The organism is Anabaena sp. UHCC 0451 (assembly GCF_034931405.1).
Lineage (GTDB): Bacteria > Cyanobacteriota > Cyanobacteriia > Cyanobacteriales > Nostocaceae > RDYJ01.
Map to the genome: position 1 here is coordinate 64,794 of NZ_JAYGHA010000026.1, position 17,921 is coordinate 82,714.

The 17,921-nt window shown below is 38.4% G+C and carries 16 protein-coding genes, 1 tRNA gene and 1 pseudogene; 10 read left to right on the forward strand and 8 right to left on the reverse strand.

Annotation, left to right across the window (positions count from 1 at the left end; genetic code table 11):
- The first annotated feature begins 247 nt into the window (after positions 1-247).
- Both metH and VB694_RS18095 read left to right on the forward strand, forming a co-directional pair.
- Entirely contained in the window at positions 248-3,790 is a 3,543-nt protein-coding gene (metH, locus tag VB694_RS18090) for a methionine synthase (protein WP_323361725.1), read from the forward strand.
- 144 nt (positions 3,791-3,934) lie between these two features.
- A pseudogene (locus VB694_RS18095) lies at positions 3,935-4,009 on the forward strand (non-canonical purine NTP pyrophosphatase); the annotation flags it as partial.
- 20 nt (positions 4,010-4,029) lie between these two features.
- Here VB694_RS18095 and VB694_RS18100 read toward each other — a convergent pair.
- From VB694_RS18100 to VB694_RS18110, 3 genes are read right to left on the reverse strand one after another with little or no spacing between them, the layout of a single operon-like run.
- The gene (locus tag VB694_RS18100; RefSeq protein WP_323361726.1) at positions 4,030-4,299 is read right to left on the reverse strand and encodes a type II toxin-antitoxin system VapC family toxin; all 270 of its coding nucleotides are present in this window, start codon (positions 4,297-4,299) and stop codon (positions 4,030-4,032) included.
- Entirely contained in the window at positions 4,284-4,589 is a 306-nt protein-coding gene (locus tag VB694_RS18105; RefSeq protein WP_323361727.1) for a hypothetical protein, read from the reverse strand. The genes VB694_RS18100 and VB694_RS18105 overlap by 16 nt, the downstream gene beginning before the upstream one ends.
- The gene (locus VB694_RS18110) at positions 4,582-4,800 is read right to left on the reverse strand and encodes a hypothetical protein (RefSeq protein WP_323361728.1); all 219 of its coding nucleotides are present in this window, start codon (positions 4,798-4,800) and stop codon (positions 4,582-4,584) included. Before VB694_RS18110 ends, VB694_RS18105 begins: the two co-directional genes overlap by 8 nt.
- Before the next feature lie 187 nt (positions 4,801-4,987).
- Between VB694_RS18110 and VB694_RS18115 the strand changes: the two genes are divergently transcribed.
- From VB694_RS18115 to VB694_RS18135, 5 genes are all read left to right on the forward strand, one after another.
- The gene (locus VB694_RS18115; protein WP_323361729.1) at positions 4,988-5,182 is read left to right on the forward strand and encodes a pentapeptide repeat-containing protein; all 195 of its coding nucleotides are present in this window, start codon (positions 4,988-4,990) and stop codon (positions 5,180-5,182) included.
- Between the two features lie 247 nt (positions 5,183-5,429).
- A complete protein-coding gene (locus tag VB694_RS18120; RefSeq protein ID WP_323361741.1) occupies positions 5,430-5,636 on the forward strand; it encodes a DUF559 domain-containing protein in 207 nt (68 codons plus the stop codon).
- 121 nt (positions 5,637-5,757) lie between these two features.
- Complete coding sequence (locus VB694_RS18125; protein WP_323361730.1) at positions 5,758-5,874, forward strand: GTP-binding protein; 117 nt, start codon at positions 5,758-5,760, stop codon at positions 5,872-5,874.
- Positions 5,875-5,974: 100 nt separating this feature from the next.
- Positions 5,975-6,814, forward strand: coding sequence for an Rpn family recombination-promoting nuclease/putative transposase (locus VB694_RS18130; RefSeq protein ID WP_323361731.1), 840 nt, complete (start codon positions 5,975-5,977; stop codon positions 6,812-6,814).
- Between the two features lie 100 nt (positions 6,815-6,914).
- The gene (locus VB694_RS18135; RefSeq protein ID WP_323361732.1) at positions 6,915-7,148 is read left to right on the forward strand and encodes a DUF4351 domain-containing protein; all 234 of its coding nucleotides are present in this window, start codon (positions 6,915-6,917) and stop codon (positions 7,146-7,148) included.
- Between the two features lie 5 nt (positions 7,149-7,153).
- On the opposite strand, the gene VB694_RS18140 is transcribed toward VB694_RS18135, so the two are convergent.
- The 4 genes from VB694_RS18140 to VB694_RS18155 form a co-directional block, all read right to left on the reverse strand.
- Positions 7,154-7,717, reverse strand: a complete 564-nt coding sequence (locus VB694_RS18140; protein WP_323361733.1) for a Uma2 family endonuclease — start codon at positions 7,715-7,717, stop codon at positions 7,154-7,156.
- Between the two features lie 84 nt (positions 7,718-7,801).
- Positions 7,802-12,028 (reverse strand): chemotaxis protein CheB, encoded by a 4,227-nt coding sequence (locus VB694_RS18145; protein ID WP_323361742.1) that lies wholly within the window; start codon positions 12,026-12,028, stop codon positions 7,802-7,804.
- A 505-nt stretch (positions 12,029-12,533) separates the two neighbouring features.
- Positions 12,534-13,340: a nucleoside triphosphate pyrophosphohydrolase gene (gene mazG, locus VB694_RS18150; protein WP_323361734.1), complete on the reverse strand. Its 807-nt coding sequence runs from the start codon at positions 13,338-13,340 to the stop codon at positions 12,534-12,536.
- Entirely contained in the window at positions 13,337-13,936 is a 600-nt protein-coding gene (locus VB694_RS18155) for a metal-binding protein (RefSeq protein WP_323361735.1), read from the reverse strand. The genes mazG and VB694_RS18155 overlap by 4 nt, the downstream gene beginning before the upstream one ends.
- 301 nt (positions 13,937-14,237) lie before the next feature.
- On the opposite strand from VB694_RS18155, the gene VB694_RS18160 reads away from it, so the two are divergent.
- The 3 genes from VB694_RS18160 to VB694_RS18170 all read left to right on the forward strand — a co-directional run bounded on the left by VB694_RS18160 (position 14,238) and on the right by VB694_RS18170 (position 16,254).
- Positions 14,238-14,310, forward strand: a tRNA-Val gene (locus tag VB694_RS18160).
- A 502-nt stretch (positions 14,311-14,812) separates the two neighbouring features.
- Complete coding sequence (psb34, locus tag VB694_RS18165; RefSeq protein WP_323361736.1) at positions 14,813-14,983, forward strand: photosystem II assembly protein Psb34; 171 nt, start codon at positions 14,813-14,815, stop codon at positions 14,981-14,983.
- A 356-nt stretch (positions 14,984-15,339) separates the two neighbouring features.
- Positions 15,340-16,254, forward strand: a complete 915-nt coding sequence (locus VB694_RS18170; RefSeq protein WP_323361737.1) for an alpha/beta fold hydrolase — start codon at positions 15,340-15,342, stop codon at positions 16,252-16,254.
- A 525-nt stretch (positions 16,255-16,779) separates the two neighbouring features.
- Here VB694_RS18170 and VB694_RS18175 read toward each other — a convergent pair.
- The gene (locus VB694_RS18175) at positions 16,780-17,739 is read right to left on the reverse strand and encodes an aldo/keto reductase (RefSeq protein ID WP_323361738.1); all 960 of its coding nucleotides are present in this window, start codon (positions 17,737-17,739) and stop codon (positions 16,780-16,782) included.
- Positions 17,740-17,921 lie beyond the last annotated feature (182 nt).

The following is a 17,921-nucleotide window of genomic DNA, read 5'->3' on the forward strand; positions in this document are numbered from 1 at the left end:
TCATCGGGGATAATAGCAGCTACGTCTTTTCCCTATTTTGCCAATACGAGGCGCTGTTTCCTCAATATCACATCATTAATAATCAACTAAAATTTACACTGGATTATATCTATTTGTAAACGGATAAAACTATCCTCTTGACTTTTAAACATATTGTTTTCTTGACAACCTGTATAAACTATCAAAATCTAGGAAAATAATAAATTAAGTGTAGTATCACAAAACTAACTCTATTTTTTCACACAATATGACCCATCCTTTCCTCAAACACCTACATAGTCCAGAACGTCCCGTTATCGTCTTTGATGGCGCAATGGGAACAAATCTGCAAACCCAAAACCTCACCGCTGAGGACTTCGGAGGCGCACAGTATGAAGGTTGTAACGAATATCTAGTTCATAGTAACCCAGAAGCTGTCGCTAAAGTTCACCGTGACTTTCTCGCGGCTGGTGCTGATGTCATTGAAACCGACACCTTTGGCGCTATGTCCATAGTTTTAGCAGAATACGACTTAGCAGACCAGGCTTATTACCTCACCAAGAAAGCCGCAGAACTGGCTAAAAGTGTCGCTGCGGAATTTTCGACACCAGAAAAACCCCGCTTTGTCGCCGGTTCTATGGGACCAACAACCAAACTTCCTACCTTGGGACATATTGACTTTGACACTATGAAAGCCTCTTTTGCTGAACAAGCAGAAGCTTTGTTTGATGGTGGTGTGGATTTATTTTTGGTAGAGACTTGCCAAGATGTGCTACAAATCAAAGCCGCATTAAACGGAATTGAAGAAGTTTTTGCGAAAAAAGGCGAAAGAAGAGCCTTAATGGTTTCCGTGACAATGGAAAGTATGGGGACAATGTTAGTCGGTACGGAAATTGCTGCTGTAGTGACAATTTTAGAACCATACTCGATTGATATTCTCGGTTTAAACTGCGCCACTGGTCCAGACTTGATGAAACCACATATCAAGTATTTATCAGAACATTCACCTTTCGTAGTTTCCTGTATTCCTAACGCAGGTTTACCGGAAAATGTTGGCGGTCAAGCGCATTACCGACTGACACCGATGGAATTACGGATGTCTTTAATGCACTTTATCGAAGATTTAGGTGTCCAAGTGATTGGGGGTTGCTGTGGGACACGGCCAGCACACATTCAACAATTAGCGGAAATTGCCAAAGAGTTAAAACCGAAAGTTAGACAACCCAGTTTAGAACCAGCAGCAGCATCAATTTATTCTACTCAACCCTACGAACAAGATAATTCTTTCTTGATTGTTGGTGAACGTCTTAACGCCAGTGGTTCTAAAAAATGCCGTGATTTACTCAACGCCGAAGACTGGGATGGTTTGGTATCAATGGCGCGAAGTCAAGTTAAAGAAGGCGCACACATCCTTGATGTTAACGTTGATTATGTGGGACGTGACGGCGTGCGTGATATGCACGAGTTAGTTTCCCGTATTGTTAATAATGTTACCTTACCTTTAATGCTCGATTCCACCGAATGGGAAAAAATGGAAGCGGGTTTAAAGGTGGCTGGTGGTAAGTGTTTGCTCAATTCTACCAACTATGAAGATGGCGAACCGCGATTTTTAAAGGTGTTGGAATTAGCGAAAAAATACGGGGCTGGTGTAATTATTGGGACAATTGATGAAGATGGCATGGCGCGGACAGCCGAGAAAAAGTTTCAAATTGCCCAACGTGCTTATCGTCAAGCTGTAGAATATGGTATTGCTCCCACAGAGATATTTTTTGATACTTTAGCTTTACCGATTTCTACTGGGATTGAAGAAGATCGGGAAAATGGTAAAGCTACCATTGAATCAATTCGCCGCATTCGTCAAGAATTGCCAGGAAGTCATGTAATTCTTGGTGTTTCTAATATATCTTTCGGGCTAAATCCAGCATCGCGGATGGTGTTAAACTCGATGTTTTTGCATGAAGCAATGAACGCGGGTATGGATGCAGCAATTGTCAGTGCGAGTAAAATTTTACCATTGGCGAAAATTGATCCCCAGCATCAAGAGGTTTGCCGTCAATTAATTTATGATGAACGTAAATTTGATGGTAATGTCTGCGTTTATGATCCTTTGGGAGAACTAACAACAATTTTTGCAGGAGTCAAAACCAAACGGAATACGGGAATTGATCAAAATCTCCCTATTCCCGAACGTTTGAAACGGCATATTATTGACGGTGAACGCATTGGTTTAGAAACACAATTAACCAAGGCTTTAGAACAATATCCACCTTTAGAAATCATCAATACTTTCTTGTTAGATGGGATGAAAGTTGTAGGTGAATTGTTCGGTTCTGGACAAATGCAATTACCTTTTGTATTACAATCAGCCGAAACCATGAAAGCTGCGGTTGCGTATCTTGAACCGTTCATGGAAAAGTCCGAATCTGGTAATAATGCTAAGGGAACTTTTGTAATTGCCACGGTGAAAGGTGATGTTCACGATATTGGTAAAAACCTGGTGGATATCATCTTGTCTAACAATGGTTATAAGGTGATTAACCTGGGAATTAAGCAATCGGTGGAAAACATCATTCAAGCTTACGAACAGCATAAACCTGATTGTATTGCCATGAGTGGATTGTTAGTAAAATCTACCGCTTTCATGAAGGAGAATTTACAGGCTTTTAATGAAAAAGGCATTACTGTACCGGTGATTTTAGGTGGTGCGGCTTTAACTCCTAAGTTTGTCAATCAAGATTGCCAAGGTACTTACAAAGGTAAGGTTGTTTATGGCAAAGATGCTTTTTCTGATTTGCATTTCATGGATAAGTTAATGCCAGCGAAAAACGCAGGTAATTGGCATGATTTGCAGGGATTTTTGGATGAATTAGGAGAATCGAAAGAGTCAACAAAGGGACATCAAGAAACGGTAGATAATGCTGTTCAAGATAAAGTACCTGCTGAACCTAAAGTAATAGATACCCGTCGTTCGGAAGCAGTAGCTGTAGATATTGAACGTCCAAAACCACCTTTTTGGGGAACACAGTTTTTACAATCTGATGATATTTCTTTAGAGGAGATATTCTGGTATTTAGATTTGCAAGCTTTGGTGGCTGGACAATGGCAATTCCGCAAGCCAAAGGAACAATCTAAGGAGGAATATCAGGAGTTTTTAGCTGACAAGGTTTACCCAGTTTTAGAGGAATGGAAGCAGCGAATTATTGAGGAGAATTTATTGCACCCTCAAGTGATTTATGGGTATTTTCCTTGTCAGTCTGTGGGGAATAGTTTGTTGATTTATGAAACGAACCGCAGAGGCGCAGAGGACGCAGAGGTAAGAACTAGTTTTGAGTTTCCGCGTCAGAGGTCTTTTAATAGGTTATGTATTGCAGATTTCTTTGCACCAAAGGAGTCGGGAATTATTGATGTTTTCCCTATGCAAGCGGTGACTGTGGGGGAAGTTGCCACGGAGTTTGGACAAAAGCTATTTGCCAATAATCAATACACTGATTATCTGTATTTTCATGGTATGGCTGTACAGGTAGCGGAAGCTTTGGCGGAATGGACACACGCGAGAATCCGCCGGGAGTTGGGTTTTGGTGATTCTGAGCCGGATAATATTCGAGATATGTTGGCGCAGCGTTATCAAGGTTCTCGGTATAGTTTCGGCTATCCGGCTTGTCCGAATATCCAAGATCAGTTTAAGCAGTTGGAGTTGTTGGGGGTTGATAGGATGAAGATGCACATGGATGAAAGTGAGCAATTGTATCCTGAACAGTCGACGACGGCGATTATTACTTATCACCCTGTAGCGAAGTATTTCACGGCTTAATTGCACTTTCTTACCCCCTTTATTGTGAGATAGAGGGGGGATTTAATTTAATATTAATAGTGGGTTATGCGAACTCTGACAAGATGCTATGATAAATTTGTCAAATCACCTTTTTATTAACAACTAACAACTGACTGATAACCAATGAATAAATTACTTGTAGTAGCCACAGGAAACCCCGAAAATTTGAAGGAAATGCAGGCTTATTTAGCTGATTCTAGTAGGTAAATTAGATTTATTTAGGGAACTTTAATAAATCCCATCCCAACCTGATTAAAATGGTCATCACCAGTTAAAATTAGACTAATTTTTAATTCTTTCATTACAGCCATTGATGATAAATCCGTAAATGAAATTAAAGGCTTATCCAAATATTTTAAGCGCAGATTTTGTGTAGCGGTAAATCGTTCAGGAGTCATCCCAATTAATTTAAAATGCTCATTTTCAAAACTTTTTAATAATAACTCCATTGCTTTCTTAGCTTGATAAACATTTAATCGCTTAAACAATAAACAGGACTTACGCAACTGGCACATTGGTAGGGTGCGTCAGACTGCATAAATCCTGCAAATAAACAGATTGTTGATATCTGACGCACCCTACAACAGATTTTTGGTGTGACACTTGCGTAAGTCCTAAATAAAGTAAAAGTTTCATTGAGAACATAATCAGTTGTATAAATAAAACCTTGCTGACTGATTATATTTTGATAACAGTCAACGGCTTCTTGATGAGAAGTTTCTCGACGATCATAAAGTGTCAACCAACCCCAAGTATCAATAAATAATTGACTATTCATATAATTCTTGATCTATATTCTGGGCTAAACTCCCATGTTCAACTGCACCAATAAACTCAGCTAGTGGATCATTGATAAAGTCTTCATCCTTCTTTGTCTGAGAATTAGATATCAGAACATGAAGAAACTGTAATACCTGACTAAGTTGTTCATCAGGAATTTGATTGATTTCTTCTAATACTATTTGTCGAAGATTTGCAATGGTACTCATAGGAGTAAACTGAAATTATTGGTATTGCCTTCAATTATAATATAATCCAAATTCAATTAAAGCTATATTTAGCTATTGCTTGCCAGAAATTAATTTTTTAGCGGTAAATTTTAACGAGCTTATTTTTATCTTCATGAAATTAGGTTAAAATCCGAATATTGGCAATTTCAGGTATAAAAACTAGATTATGGCAAATCCAGAGCATTTAGCAATACTGAATCAAGGAAAAGAGTTTTGGAATGAGTGGAGAGAGGAAAATCCAGATATAATACCTGACCTGAGAGAAGCTGATTTGAGTGGGACTAATTTGAGTAGGGCTAATCTGAGTAGGGCTGACTTCAGTTGCTCTTTTTGCACCTGGAGAATTTGCCAGTTTATATAAAAAGATTATAGAAACTACAGATTTAATTTTATGCAAAACTCCCCAAAGTGATAATTATATTAATAACCAAGGCATTCAATTTTATTCAAACTCAACAATTCACACTTGGGAAACCCTACGCTTTCGCTCAAAAACAGAAATCAAAATTGCTGAAGCATTAGACAGAACTGGAGTTTTATTTGTACCCAATTCCTTAGCACGACTCAACACACCCAAAGGGAGAGAAAACAAAGAAGCTGATTTCCTCATTTGTTATAAAGGTAAATGGGGAGTTTTAGAAGTTGATGGACCATTTCACACCGCAGAACGCAGAGTTGAAGAACAAGAAAGAGAACGCATTTTCAAGAAAAACGGTATCAAAGTTGTAGAAAGATTTGATTCTGAAAGATGTTATAACAATCCTGATGAAGTAGTCCAGGAATTTTTCAAAATGATAGAAATTGGATATTCTTAAAATCAAGCATAAAGAAGATCCCCGACTTCTTTTTTAATCTTGTCAATAAAATGTAAATTGATCTCAGAAGTCGGGGATCTGGATCTTGTGGTAAAATTGATTTCAAAACCACACACAAAACATGGCTACAAAAATCCCCGTTACCGTCATCACAGGCTTCTTAGGAAGCGGTAAAACCAGTTATATCGTAGGTTGGGTTGAGGAACGAAACCCAACAAAATCCTTATTTAAATGTTAGTGTGTTGAAATTAATATGATATTTTGCATGGTTATTATTATATCATGTTTGATAGTTCCTCTTAACTCAACATTTACAAAAATATTTAATAGCAATATTCATGAAAACTGATTCTATCTTTTATCGCATTTTTCAAACCTTACCGCAATCTTTTTTTGAATTGATCAATTTACCAGCTAGTGAAGCAGATGTTTATGATTTTGCGTCTGTAGAACTAAAACAAACAGCATTTAGAATTGATGGTGTATTCCTACCTACAAATAATCAAAAAGAACAACCTATTTATTTTGTCGAGGTGCAATTTCAAAGAGATGATGACTTTTATTCTCGCTTTTTTTCAGAGATTTTTCTTTATTTACATCTCTATGCTTCTACCAAACCCTGGCAAGCTGTGGTTTTATTTGCTAAACGTAGTATAGAACCGACGGAAATAGAACCATATCGCTATTTACTAGAAAGTCCATTGGTAACTCGGTTATATTTGGATGAATTGGTGGATATACAAACATCTTTGGGATTAGGTATTATTAAGTTAGTAGTGGAGAAGGAAAAAGAAGTTCCAGCTTTAGCGAGAAACCTATTATCACAAGCTAGGTCAGATTTACCGGATGAAAGATTGCAGAAGAATTTGCTAGATTTAATTCAGACTATTGTTTCCTATAAATTACCCCGTCTCAGTCCCCAGGAGTTAGCAAGAATGTTTACTATGAGTGATCTAAAGAATACCAGATATTATCAAGATGTACGCTATGAATCAGAATTAAATCTGGTAATACGTCTGTTGGAACGTCGCATAGGTGGAATTAATCAAGATTTACAAGTAAAAATTAATAAGTTGTCTGTGGAAGATTTAGAGAATTTAGGTTTAGCTTTGTTGGATTTTACAAGTAAAGCTGATTTGGTTACTTGGTTGAATAATCAAGCGAGTTCAGCTAGTTAAAAATTAATGGTGGGTTACGCTTTCGCTAACTCACCCTACTGGTATTATTTTCTATAAATTACCCCGTCTCAGTCCCCAGGAGTTAGCAAGAATGTTTACTATGAGTGATTTAAAAAATACCAGATATTATCAAGAAGTGCGCTATGAAGAGGCGTTAAATTACACTATGCGTCTACTTGAACGGCGTATAGGTGCATTTAGTCAAGACTTACAGGTAAAAATCAATAGGTTATCTGTGGAAGATTTAGAAAATTTAGGTTTAGCTTTGTTGGATTTTACCAGTGTTAATGATTTGGTTATTTGGTTAAATAATCAAGTTATTTCTGAGGGTTAAATCTATCACTTTTTCCTTTGCAACCAAGCAAATATTTCCTCAACTGTGATTGTTAAATTCACACCTTCTAAAACGGGTAATCTATCTGTTCCAGTTAACAAATCTGGTAAAGTATGAGGCTGATAAACTAAAATTGAACGCTCACTGGGATCAAGTAACCATCCAAGTTTAGTACCATGTTTAATACAATGTAAAATATTGCCAGTTACTTTAGTTTGACTTTGAGCAGGTGACAAAATTTCAATTACCCAAGCTGGTGCAAAATTAATCCCATTGCTAATAATATCACCGCTTTCATCTAATGGTATTTTTTCCGTAGCAATCACCGCAACATCAGGAACTACAGAACGATTTTTACAGGTACAACGCAGTTCTGGAAATGCTTCATAATCGCTTGTTGCTGTGTCAATTACTGCAACTAATCGTTTTTGTAATAAACTGTGTTTACCTCCACCCATAGGTTTTTGAATTGCTTCTGAGTTAATATATTCCCAAGCTGGTGACTCATCAATAAAACCCAGCTTTAAAAATTCTTCTATGGTAATGATTTTTGCAACTGTTGTTGTCATTTATTTAAACTTAGCAGTTAGGCTAAATTCTATCATTAATTTCAATAAACACAGGAAATAGATAACTATTAAAAGTTGTGTTTTTTAACCTCCTAAGCCTCTACTCCTTCCTGCTAAAGCAGCAACCACCTTGACCAATTGATCAGGTTCAATAGGTTTCTTGATATGCAATTGGAATCCTGCGGCTACAGATTCGGCCTGTTCTGCATCTCCAGCATAACCAGTTATGGCAACAGCGGGAATTTGCCCTCCTTCCTCAGCACTCAACGCTCTAATTTTCCGAATTAGCGCATAACCATCTTCTTCTGGTAAACCAATATCTGATAGAAGTACATCATACCCACCAGGATTAGCTTTTAGTAATGATAGTGCCTCTTGTGCTGATGTGGCTTGTGTTACTTGAACTCCCAAATCTTCCAGGACGATTTCAAATAATTGACGGAGGTCTGGTTCATCATCAACGATTAGCACCCGCACACCCGCTAAAGATGGGTAAGAGTCAGGGGAGTCAGGGGAAGCAGAGGAGGGTGTAAATAGTTCTTGAGTAATTGCTATATCACTCTCTTGTAGATTAGTTTGCAGAGGTAGCCTAACGGTAAAAGTTGCACCTTGATCTTTACCTAAACTGGCCACTGCCACTGTACCACCGTGGAGTTCTACTAAATGGCGTACTATTGCCAGTCCCAGTCCTAAGCCGGAATTTGATTTGCGTGTAGTGCTATCAGCTTGACGGAAGCGTTCAAACACATAAGGGAGAAATTCTGCACTGATACCCAAACCAGTATCTTTAACTTGAATTTCCGCTTGAGAATCAGTGTAATTGAGAGTGACATCAATTTTTCCACCCGCAGGGGTAAATTTAATGGCATTAGAAAGTAAATTCCAGATGACCTGCTGTAAACGAATTGGATCTCCTATCAAGGTTCTGGGTGCAGGATCTAACCTCGATTGAATTTGAATGTTTTTTGCGTCTGCGGACAAACTTACAACCTGTATCGCCGCCGAAATCACAGACACAAGCTGAACAGGCTGGGCATCCAGACACATCCTACCGGAACTAATGCGAGATATATCCAATAAATCACCAATCAGCACATTTTGAGTATGGGCAGCGCGTTCAATGGCTTCTAATGCCTGATGAGTCTTAGTTTCATCAAGCTGGTGTTTCCGTAGTAACTGCGTCCACCCCAACAGAGAGCTAAGGGGATTTCGCAATTCGTGAGAGAGGATAGATAAAAACTCATCCTTAGCACGGTTAGCTGTTTCCGCATCTGTTCTGGCTAACTGTTCTTGTTCCAGGAGTTGAGTTCGTTCTGCTTCTAAATGTTTCTGTTGGGTAATATCTTCAATTACTAGGAGAATTAGACATTGATCATCTATTTGCGGCATTTTTCGAGCATTGAGGCGCATGATTTTGTGGCCAATTTGCTCAAAATTATGCTCAACTTCCACATCTTGAAAATGGGTTTGTTCGGGGAGAACTCTTTCTAAGAGCGATCGCAACTGGGGAATATTCCACTGGCCATTACCAATTTCATAAATCAGGCAGTTTTCTGTTTCTTCTTGCACTACTTGGAATGTGTTATAGAAAAATTGATTGGCAGTTATCACTTGTAAATTTACATCCAGCACTACCAAAGATTGACGTACAGTATTTACTATCCCTTCTGCATAATTACGGGATGCTTTCAGTTTTTCCGCACTGCGTTTGATGGCATCAATATCCACCAAAACTACTACAGCACCATCAATTTTATTATCTATTGTCCGATAGGGTCGAATGCGTAAATCATACCAATGACCATCTTCATCCTGCACTTCCTGAGTTTTCAAATTTAAGGTACTAATTACCTCTAAAATTTGTGCTTCTAAATCGGGAATATTTAATTTATGTTTAATATCACTTAATGGTCGTCCCACATCAGAAGGAATTAATTTAAAAATCGTCCCCGCTACTGGAGTAAAGCGGCGAATCTGTAAATCACCTCCTAACATGAGAATGGCAATATTAATACTACTCAGCAGATTTTGTAAATCATTACTAACCAGAGTTGATTCAATATTTCGCCGTTGCAATTCATCATTAATGGTATTAAGTTCTTCATTAGTCGCCTGAATTTCTTCCTTAGCTGTTTCTAATTCCTCATTGGTGCTTTGCAGTTCTTCATTACTAGAGAGAATTTCCTCATTAGCTGCTCGTAAATCTTGATTACTGGCTTGTTGTTCTTCAATAATTGATTGCAGATAATCTTTAGTAGATTTTAATTCTTGTTGGAGAATGGAAATTTCTTTCTCATAACTGTTTGTTTCCTCCTGCTCAGGTTGAATATCACTACTTACTGGCGATACAGAAATAACTGGGGTGGATATATCCTCAAACAAAATTAAGAAGAAATCTTCTTCTGTGCCAACAGGTTGAAAGGGAATTACATCAATTTTTACCAGCCTAACTTGCTTTTCTTCTCTAATTTGTATCCCTTCTTTTTTAACCGCCATTTTTTGCTTTTTAGCTTGATGAATTAAGCTACGTAAATCTAGCCGCAATTCCTCCCTAGCCATTTTCAGTAAATTAAAACTCGGTTTTCCTGGTGCTGGTTGTAAATAGGAACTTGTATTTCCTCGGAACTGCAAAATATCCAAATCATCATTAATAATCACACCCACAGGTGCGAATTGATTTAACACAATCCTGTCAGCTTCTTTCTGGATTTCTACATCATTCCCAGAACCTTCATTTTCGATCATTTGCAATTTAGCAGTTTCCATTGGATAGTTACTAGCCATTAAATCAATAGCTAATCGGGTAGATGTAATTTTTCGAGCATAAATCTTGTACTTTTTATCTACGAGAGTAAACAAATCAGTAAATTCGCCTACCGTCTCGGAAGTTCCTAACATTAAAAAACCTGTAGGTTTAAGTCCATAATGGAAAGTCGGCACGACCTTTTTCTGTACAACAGAACCCAAATAAATCAGCACATTCCGACAAGTTATCAAATCCAGTCGAGAAAAGGGCGGATCACTAATTAAGTTTTGTCTAGCAAAAACACACAGTTCCCTAACTGATTTACTAATTTGATAACCACCTTCTACCTGAACAAAGAAACGCTGTAATCTTTCTGGAGAAATATCTTTTACCTGACAAGGCTTATAAATGCCGGCTCTGGCTTTTTCTATGGCTACCTCATTAATATCTGTAGCAAAAATATGAATAGGAATATTCATTCCTTTGTTTGTGAAAAATTCTAGTAAGCAGATGGCAATAGAATAGGCTTCTTCCCCAGTTGAACATCCAGCTATCCAAACACGAATAGGATCATCAGGTTTGCGCTTATTAATAAGAATCGGAAATACTTGAGTTTTTAAAGCTTCAAATGCTTCTGCGTCCCGAAAAAAACTGGTGACAGTAATTAAAACATCTTGATATAAGGCGGTAACTTCAGTGGGTTTCTCCTGGAGATAATGCAGGTAATCTTCTAATTTATCAAATCTATATAACATCATCCGCCGCTGAATTCGCCGCTTCAGGGTATTCTCCTTGTAATGGGTAAAATCAACACCTGTAGCCGCCCTTAAAATCTTGAAAATCTTTAACAGAGCATCTTTTTCTTCTGGCATGACTTCAGTCGGTTTGACTGTTTTTGAGTGATTAATGTAAGGATGAGTGCTAATGTTGGCTAGTTTCTCAGCAATTTGTTGGGGAGTCAGGATAAAATCTACATAACCAGAAGCTATAGCAGTATTCGGCATCATACTGATCATACCCGATTCTTCAGACTGGGCAAAAGTAATACCCCCTGCTGCCTTGATGCTTTCCAAACCCCTTGTACCATCTTCATTAGCTCCTGACAGGACAACACCAATGGCTTTGTTACCCAAATCCTCTGCTAAAGACAACAAGAAACTATCCACTGTCATTGCTAGGCCATGATAACTCTTCTCACGGGGCTTCAGTTTTAGTACACCTTGAGCAATAGTCATTGTGGTATTAGGCGGAATCACATAAACATGATTCGGTTCTACAGCCATCCCTTCCTGTGCCTCAGTTACAGGCATTTGGGTTGTCCGAGAAAGAATTTCTGTCAACATACTTTTTTGAGTGGGACTCAAGTGCTGAACCAGCACAAATCCCATGCCCGTATCTGTGGGTAAATGGCTCAATAATTGTGTAAATGCCTCTAGTCCCCCCGCAGAAGCTCCAATACCGACTATTGGAAATAATTCTTTCTGTTTACCCGGTTGTTCTGGGGATTTTGTTGTGTCTGTAGATTCTTTAGCTGGAGATTTTTTTGGCGATCGCGGAGAATTCATATTATCCACCCGATTAAAGTCGGTAATATAATGTTTTTATCCTTATTTGATGCAAGTGAGGCAAAATTGCTAAACAAAGTGCTATTTTTTTTGACTTAGTTAATTTAAATTATGCAAATATCAAATATATTTTTATTATAGGCTTTTGGGCATACATTATATTATTTATCCAAATTTGACACACAATAGGCAATAGGGAATAGAAAATAAACCATAGTGAATAGTCCAGAGGGAAGAGATCATAATTTGGCAAAAATTACGGCACTAATTCGCACAAGATTCTCAGCACTCTTGCTTTTGCGTCCTTTGCGGTTCGTTTTGAATAAATTGGTAATTAGAGATTAAAGTTTAGATTTTGGATTATATTTAATTACAGCAGATTGCAGATCAATGAGGTACAGAATCTAAATTGAAACGTATACACAAAGCCAGTTTTACTCCTGACTCCTGACTCCTGACTCCTGCTGTAACTCCAATCTAAAATCTAAAATCTAATCCCCTATCCCTATTCTTTCGCAAGTTTAGCTTTCGCCTGTTGCCACATAGCATCTAATTCTTCTAAACTATAATCAGCAAGAGGACGATCAATTACATCTTCCATTTTTTGCAACCGTTGAATAAATCGCTGACTTGTACCTTGCAAACCTGCACTCGGATCAAGTTTATGCCATCTAGCTAATTGAATAATTGCAAATAATAAATCACCTAATTCTGATTCTTGTCTTTCTGGTGTTTCTTCAGCTAAAGCTTGTTGAAATTCTCCTAATTCTTCGTGAAATTTTCCCCAAACTTCATCAATGTTACTCCACTCAAAACCCACAGCAGCAGCTTTTTGAGATATTTTCATAGCTGCATTTAATGGTGGAAGACTACGACGATAACGACTAAGTTTATCACTCAGTTTTTGATTTTCTAATGTTTCTCCTTTTTCCGCAGCTTTGATGGTTTCCCAGTTTTGACGCACTTCTTCTACATTCTCCACTGTGACATCACCAAAAACATGAGGATGACGACGAATCAATTTTTGAGAAATCCCCTCAGCGACATCTTGCAAAGAAAAATCACCGTTTTCACTGGCAATTTGTGCTTGTAATACTACTTGTAATAATAAATCACCTAATTCTTCCGCGATCGCCTTTTTATCCCCTGTTTGAATTGCGTCTACTACCTCATAAGCTTCTTCAATTACATAAGGGGTAAGGCTTTCAGGAGTTTGCGCTAAGTCCCAAGGACAACCACCATCAGGCGATCGCAATTTTGCCACTACATCCATTAATTCTTGTAACGCTGCTAATGTCTGATTTTCTATCATTCTGCCTTACCTCTGCGTTTTCTCACCGGCTTTACACTCTGCGTCGGTTTACGCTTCTTAATTTTGCCATGAGGTAGTATTCCTTGAATGCCCTGCTTTTGAAAACGTTTATAAGCTGAATTAGTCCAATCACTAATAGAATGACTCATAGCACCGAGTTCAAACCCCACAAACAAAGCCAAAAATTCTCCATAATATATAGATATAGTTCGCCCCGCACTTCGCCAAACATCCCCCCAATTCAAAGCCACATTACCCAATTTAGCGAAAATCACTAAAAGCAAAATCGCTACAACTGCCAAAAAAGTCGTCAGATATACCACCCGCAGAGTTGTACCAATAATCGGACCGTGGGATAAAAAAGACCGATGACGCAGGCTTTTTTGATAAGGTAGCCAAATCCAACGCAAAAACCCCCAACGCTGAAACTGACGGGAATAAATATCCAAATCGGGGCCAAACATCAGCCCCCCAAACATAAATCCACCCGCCACCAACAAAGTCATGTTACTGCTTCGAGTTGAAGCTAAGGTAAAAGCAGCTATCAATGGTACAGACCAGATAGTAATGCGATCGTGCGTTTGACCAGAGGGCATATTTACAAGTCAAAAGTTAAAAGTCAAAAGTCAAAATTGAATACTGAGTAAGTATAGCCGACAAGCTACTACCCAGATCCCCGACTTCTTTTATGATCTTGTGGATAAAGGAGAAATTGATGTTAGAAGTCGGGGATCTTACTTTTACCCAGATCCCCGACTTCTTTTGTGATCTTGTGGATAAAGGAGAAATTGATGTTAGAAGTCGGGGATCTTACTTTTACCCAGTTCGCAAAAAAATTTCTCAAACCCCTTGCAAAATTTTCAAAGCCTATGCTATATTAATCAGGTGACGAAAAACGGGCGGTTAGCTCAGTTGGTAGAGCGCCTGCCTTACAAGCAGGATGTCATCAGTTCGAGTCTGGTACTGCCCATTTTAAATTAATTCCTCCGCGTAGCAGTCTACAATTAATTTGTAGGCTGCTAAAACTTTTTTAGGCAACTGGCACATTGGTAGGGTGCGTCAGACTGGATAAATCCTGCAAATAAACAGATTGTTGATATCTGACGCACCCTACAACTTTTTACTAAAATTAGGAAAACCCTAGATGTGTAGGGGTAATTCATGAATTACCCCTACCTATAGAATTACATGATTAAGCCGTTTTGAGTATATAAATATGGGTCTTATCTTCTTGCTGTTAAGCCAAATCAAATATGCAATTTAATTAGGCTTGACAAATCGTTAATACGTTAATTTCCTCATGATCTCAAATCCTAACCCTGGCTTCTCTAAAAAGTCGGGGTTTTTGCTTCTCCTGGCAGATAAGCGACTCTTATTAATACCATTAACTATCTTCTGTCAAGTCCTCTTGACAGTTTGTAACGAAATTGTTATATTAGTTTACATAAAGTAAAAAACAAAGGAAAAACATTATGTATACCACCACTAACGAAGAAGGCATCCTCAATAACTACGCGATTGATCCACAACTGTACTACGCTGAATACCCTACACAAGAAGAACAAAAAAAATACCTTTTCCAAGGTGCAGTAGCAGTTTTATTCATCACATCTGTAGTGTTAATTGCGTTGGGAGTTAGCTAAGATATTGTGATTTTTTAAAGTTTCTTAGCTTCAGTATTGGTATCTAATCGTCATTCTAATTTCTCCTATCAACCCTGGTTAGTTTCGCCGGGGTTTTTTCTGGCTTTTTTTGCTGTTATCGTAAAAATCAGGACTTACGCAACTAGCACATTAGTAGGGTGCGTCAGACTCGATAAATGCTGCAAATAAACAGAATTTTGACATCTGACGCACCCTACAGATAGATATTTAGTATGACACTTGCGTAAGTCCTAAAAATATTGAAAATATCTCCGAACTTCAGGAAGTAATATTTCCAAAGCTTGAACATTCATTTAATCTAAGAAAATTAGCAATACTTAGGATTGATTCTGATTATGAAGACAACTATAGCACCCTCTACAACTCCAATTCCCGGACAATACTGGCAATGGCGAGGACACAAAGTTTACTATGTACAAGCGGGAGAGAAACAACCACAACGCCCCTCTTTGCTGTTAGTACACGGTTTTGGTGCTTCCACTGACCACTGGCGTAAAAATATTACTGGACTGTGCGAAGATTTTCAAGTATTCGCTATTGATCTTTTGGGATTTGGAAGATCAGCAAAACCGAAATTGCAGTATAGTGGCGAATTATGGCGTGACCAACTGCGAGATTTTATTAGTGAAGTTATTGGTGAAAAAACAGTATTAGCTGGTAACTCCCTTGGTGGTTATGCTTGCTTATGTGTAGGAGCGCAATATCCTGATCTTGTCGCTGGGGTAGTGTTACTTAATAGTGCTGGTCCTTTTTCGGAATCGGAAGGGGAACAAGTTCAAATTCAACCTGAGCAAAATCCTTTACAGAAATTAATTGGTAAAACTGTTAAATGGACTTTTAAACAACGTTTATTCCAGTCTTTATTATTTCAATATGTGCGTCAACGTTGGGTAATTCGTCGCACTTTAAAAAAGGTTTATTTAGACAAAACTGCAATTACTGATCAATTAGTAGCAGAAATTCAAAGTCCAGCTTATGATCAAGGTGCTTTAGATGTATTTGTTTCCGTTTTTAGCACTCCCCAAGGGGAAAAGGTTGATGTTTTATTAAAACAATTAATTTGTCCTTTATTATTATTATGGGGTGAGGCAGATCCTTGGATGAAAGCGCGGGAACGTTCTCAAAAATTCCGTCAATATTATCCCCAACTAACAGAACATTTTATCAATGCTGGCCATTGTCCCCATGATGAAGCACCGGATCAAGTTAATCCTATTTTTCGTGATTGGGTTTTAATAAAAATCCCCTAAATATCTAAAAACCTGATCAGGGTTGACCAGGTTCTAGCGAATTGAGAAGTTTCAAATTGTTAAGGTTAAATAGGTGTTTGAAAGTCACTAACTAGGGTGGATACTAAAACTACAAGTTTAGCATTTCTCAGTTTTTCCGCTTCGGGATTTGGCGCGACTATTAACAATAATCGGAATGCCACTTTAAATTGCGTATGCTAAAACTTGTTTGGGCTTTTGACAGGGGACACACAGGTCATTGCCCGTTGGGTTGGTTGTTTTTGTTTTGTGTCCTTATGAATATAATCTAGCATTCCCTAATTGAGATGCGATCGCCTGTTTACTAAACTTGATATTTTGTTTCAATTAGCAATATTGTGGACTGGGGACTGGGGACTGGGGACTGGGGTGATGGGGAGTTGGGGAGTTGGGGAGTTGGGGTGATGGGGTGATGGGGTGATGGGGTGAAATTTCTTTACCTATTACCTATTACCTGTTCCCTGTTCCCTGTTCCCTGTTCCCTGTTCCCTATTCCCTTTTTACCAATCACCATTCCCACATAATTCCTGTATTGTCAAAATGGTTGGTAACGATGCGGCCAATACTGTCAATTTGGGCGATTTCTTCAGTGGAAAGTTTGACATTTGCGGCTTGAGCGTTATCTTGCGCTTGTTGAGGATATCGCGCACCTGCGATCGCATTTGTTTGAGGTTGGGCAATTAACCACGCCAATGCTAACTGAGCTAAACTACAATTGTGATATTCAGCTATAGGTCTAAGTTGGTCTAATGCTTGTTGAGCGCGTTCAGAATTTTCCCCTTGAAATAACTTATTTTTAGCTCGGTTATCGGCTGGGTCAAATTTATGCCCTGGTGCAAATTTACCAGTTAACAATCCTTGTGCTAAAGGTGAATAAGCCAAAATCGAAATATTGTTTTCAACACAATAGGGCATAGCATCTGTTTCTACATTCCGCCAAAATAGAGAATAAGGTGGTTGTAAACTATCAATAGGTCCATATTGGGCAGCTTCTGCTAGTTGTTCACGGGAAAAATTAGAAACACCAATGGCACGAATTTTACCTTGTTCTTTGAGGTGATTTAAGGCTTTCATCGTTTCTTCTATAGGTACGATTCCACTATTAAAAGCACCAGATGGCCAATGAATTTGGTAAAGATCAATATAGTCAGTTTTGAGATTTTTGAGGGAACGTTCACAAGCTTCTATCACTTGTTGATATTGGAGATGATTGGCAAAAACTTTGGTTGCATATTCCACGCGATCGCGCACATCAGCCACAGCTTCAGCTACAATCTGTTCAGAATGCCCTTCACCATAAACTTCCGCAGTATCTATGGTTGTGATTCCCGCTTCATAAGCAGCGCGAATGGTTTTAATTGAGTCCGCATCCTCAATTCCCACCCACATTCTTTTTCCTGCTTGCCAAGTTCCCATGAGAATGGGCGTAATTTGTACAGTTGATGTACCCAGTGTGCGTTTTTCCATATTTTTCTCTAAATATTGATTTCCCTGGTTAGTTTTATGGTTAGTTTTACACTTTAACCGTTTTAGACCGAAATAAAATCAGAGTCAAAGTAGATGCTAATGGAATTGACTACCACTTTTCACGCACTCAAAGAATGGTCTGTGGCCGTGAATGCTTTAAAACGCGGTCAAACAATTATGTT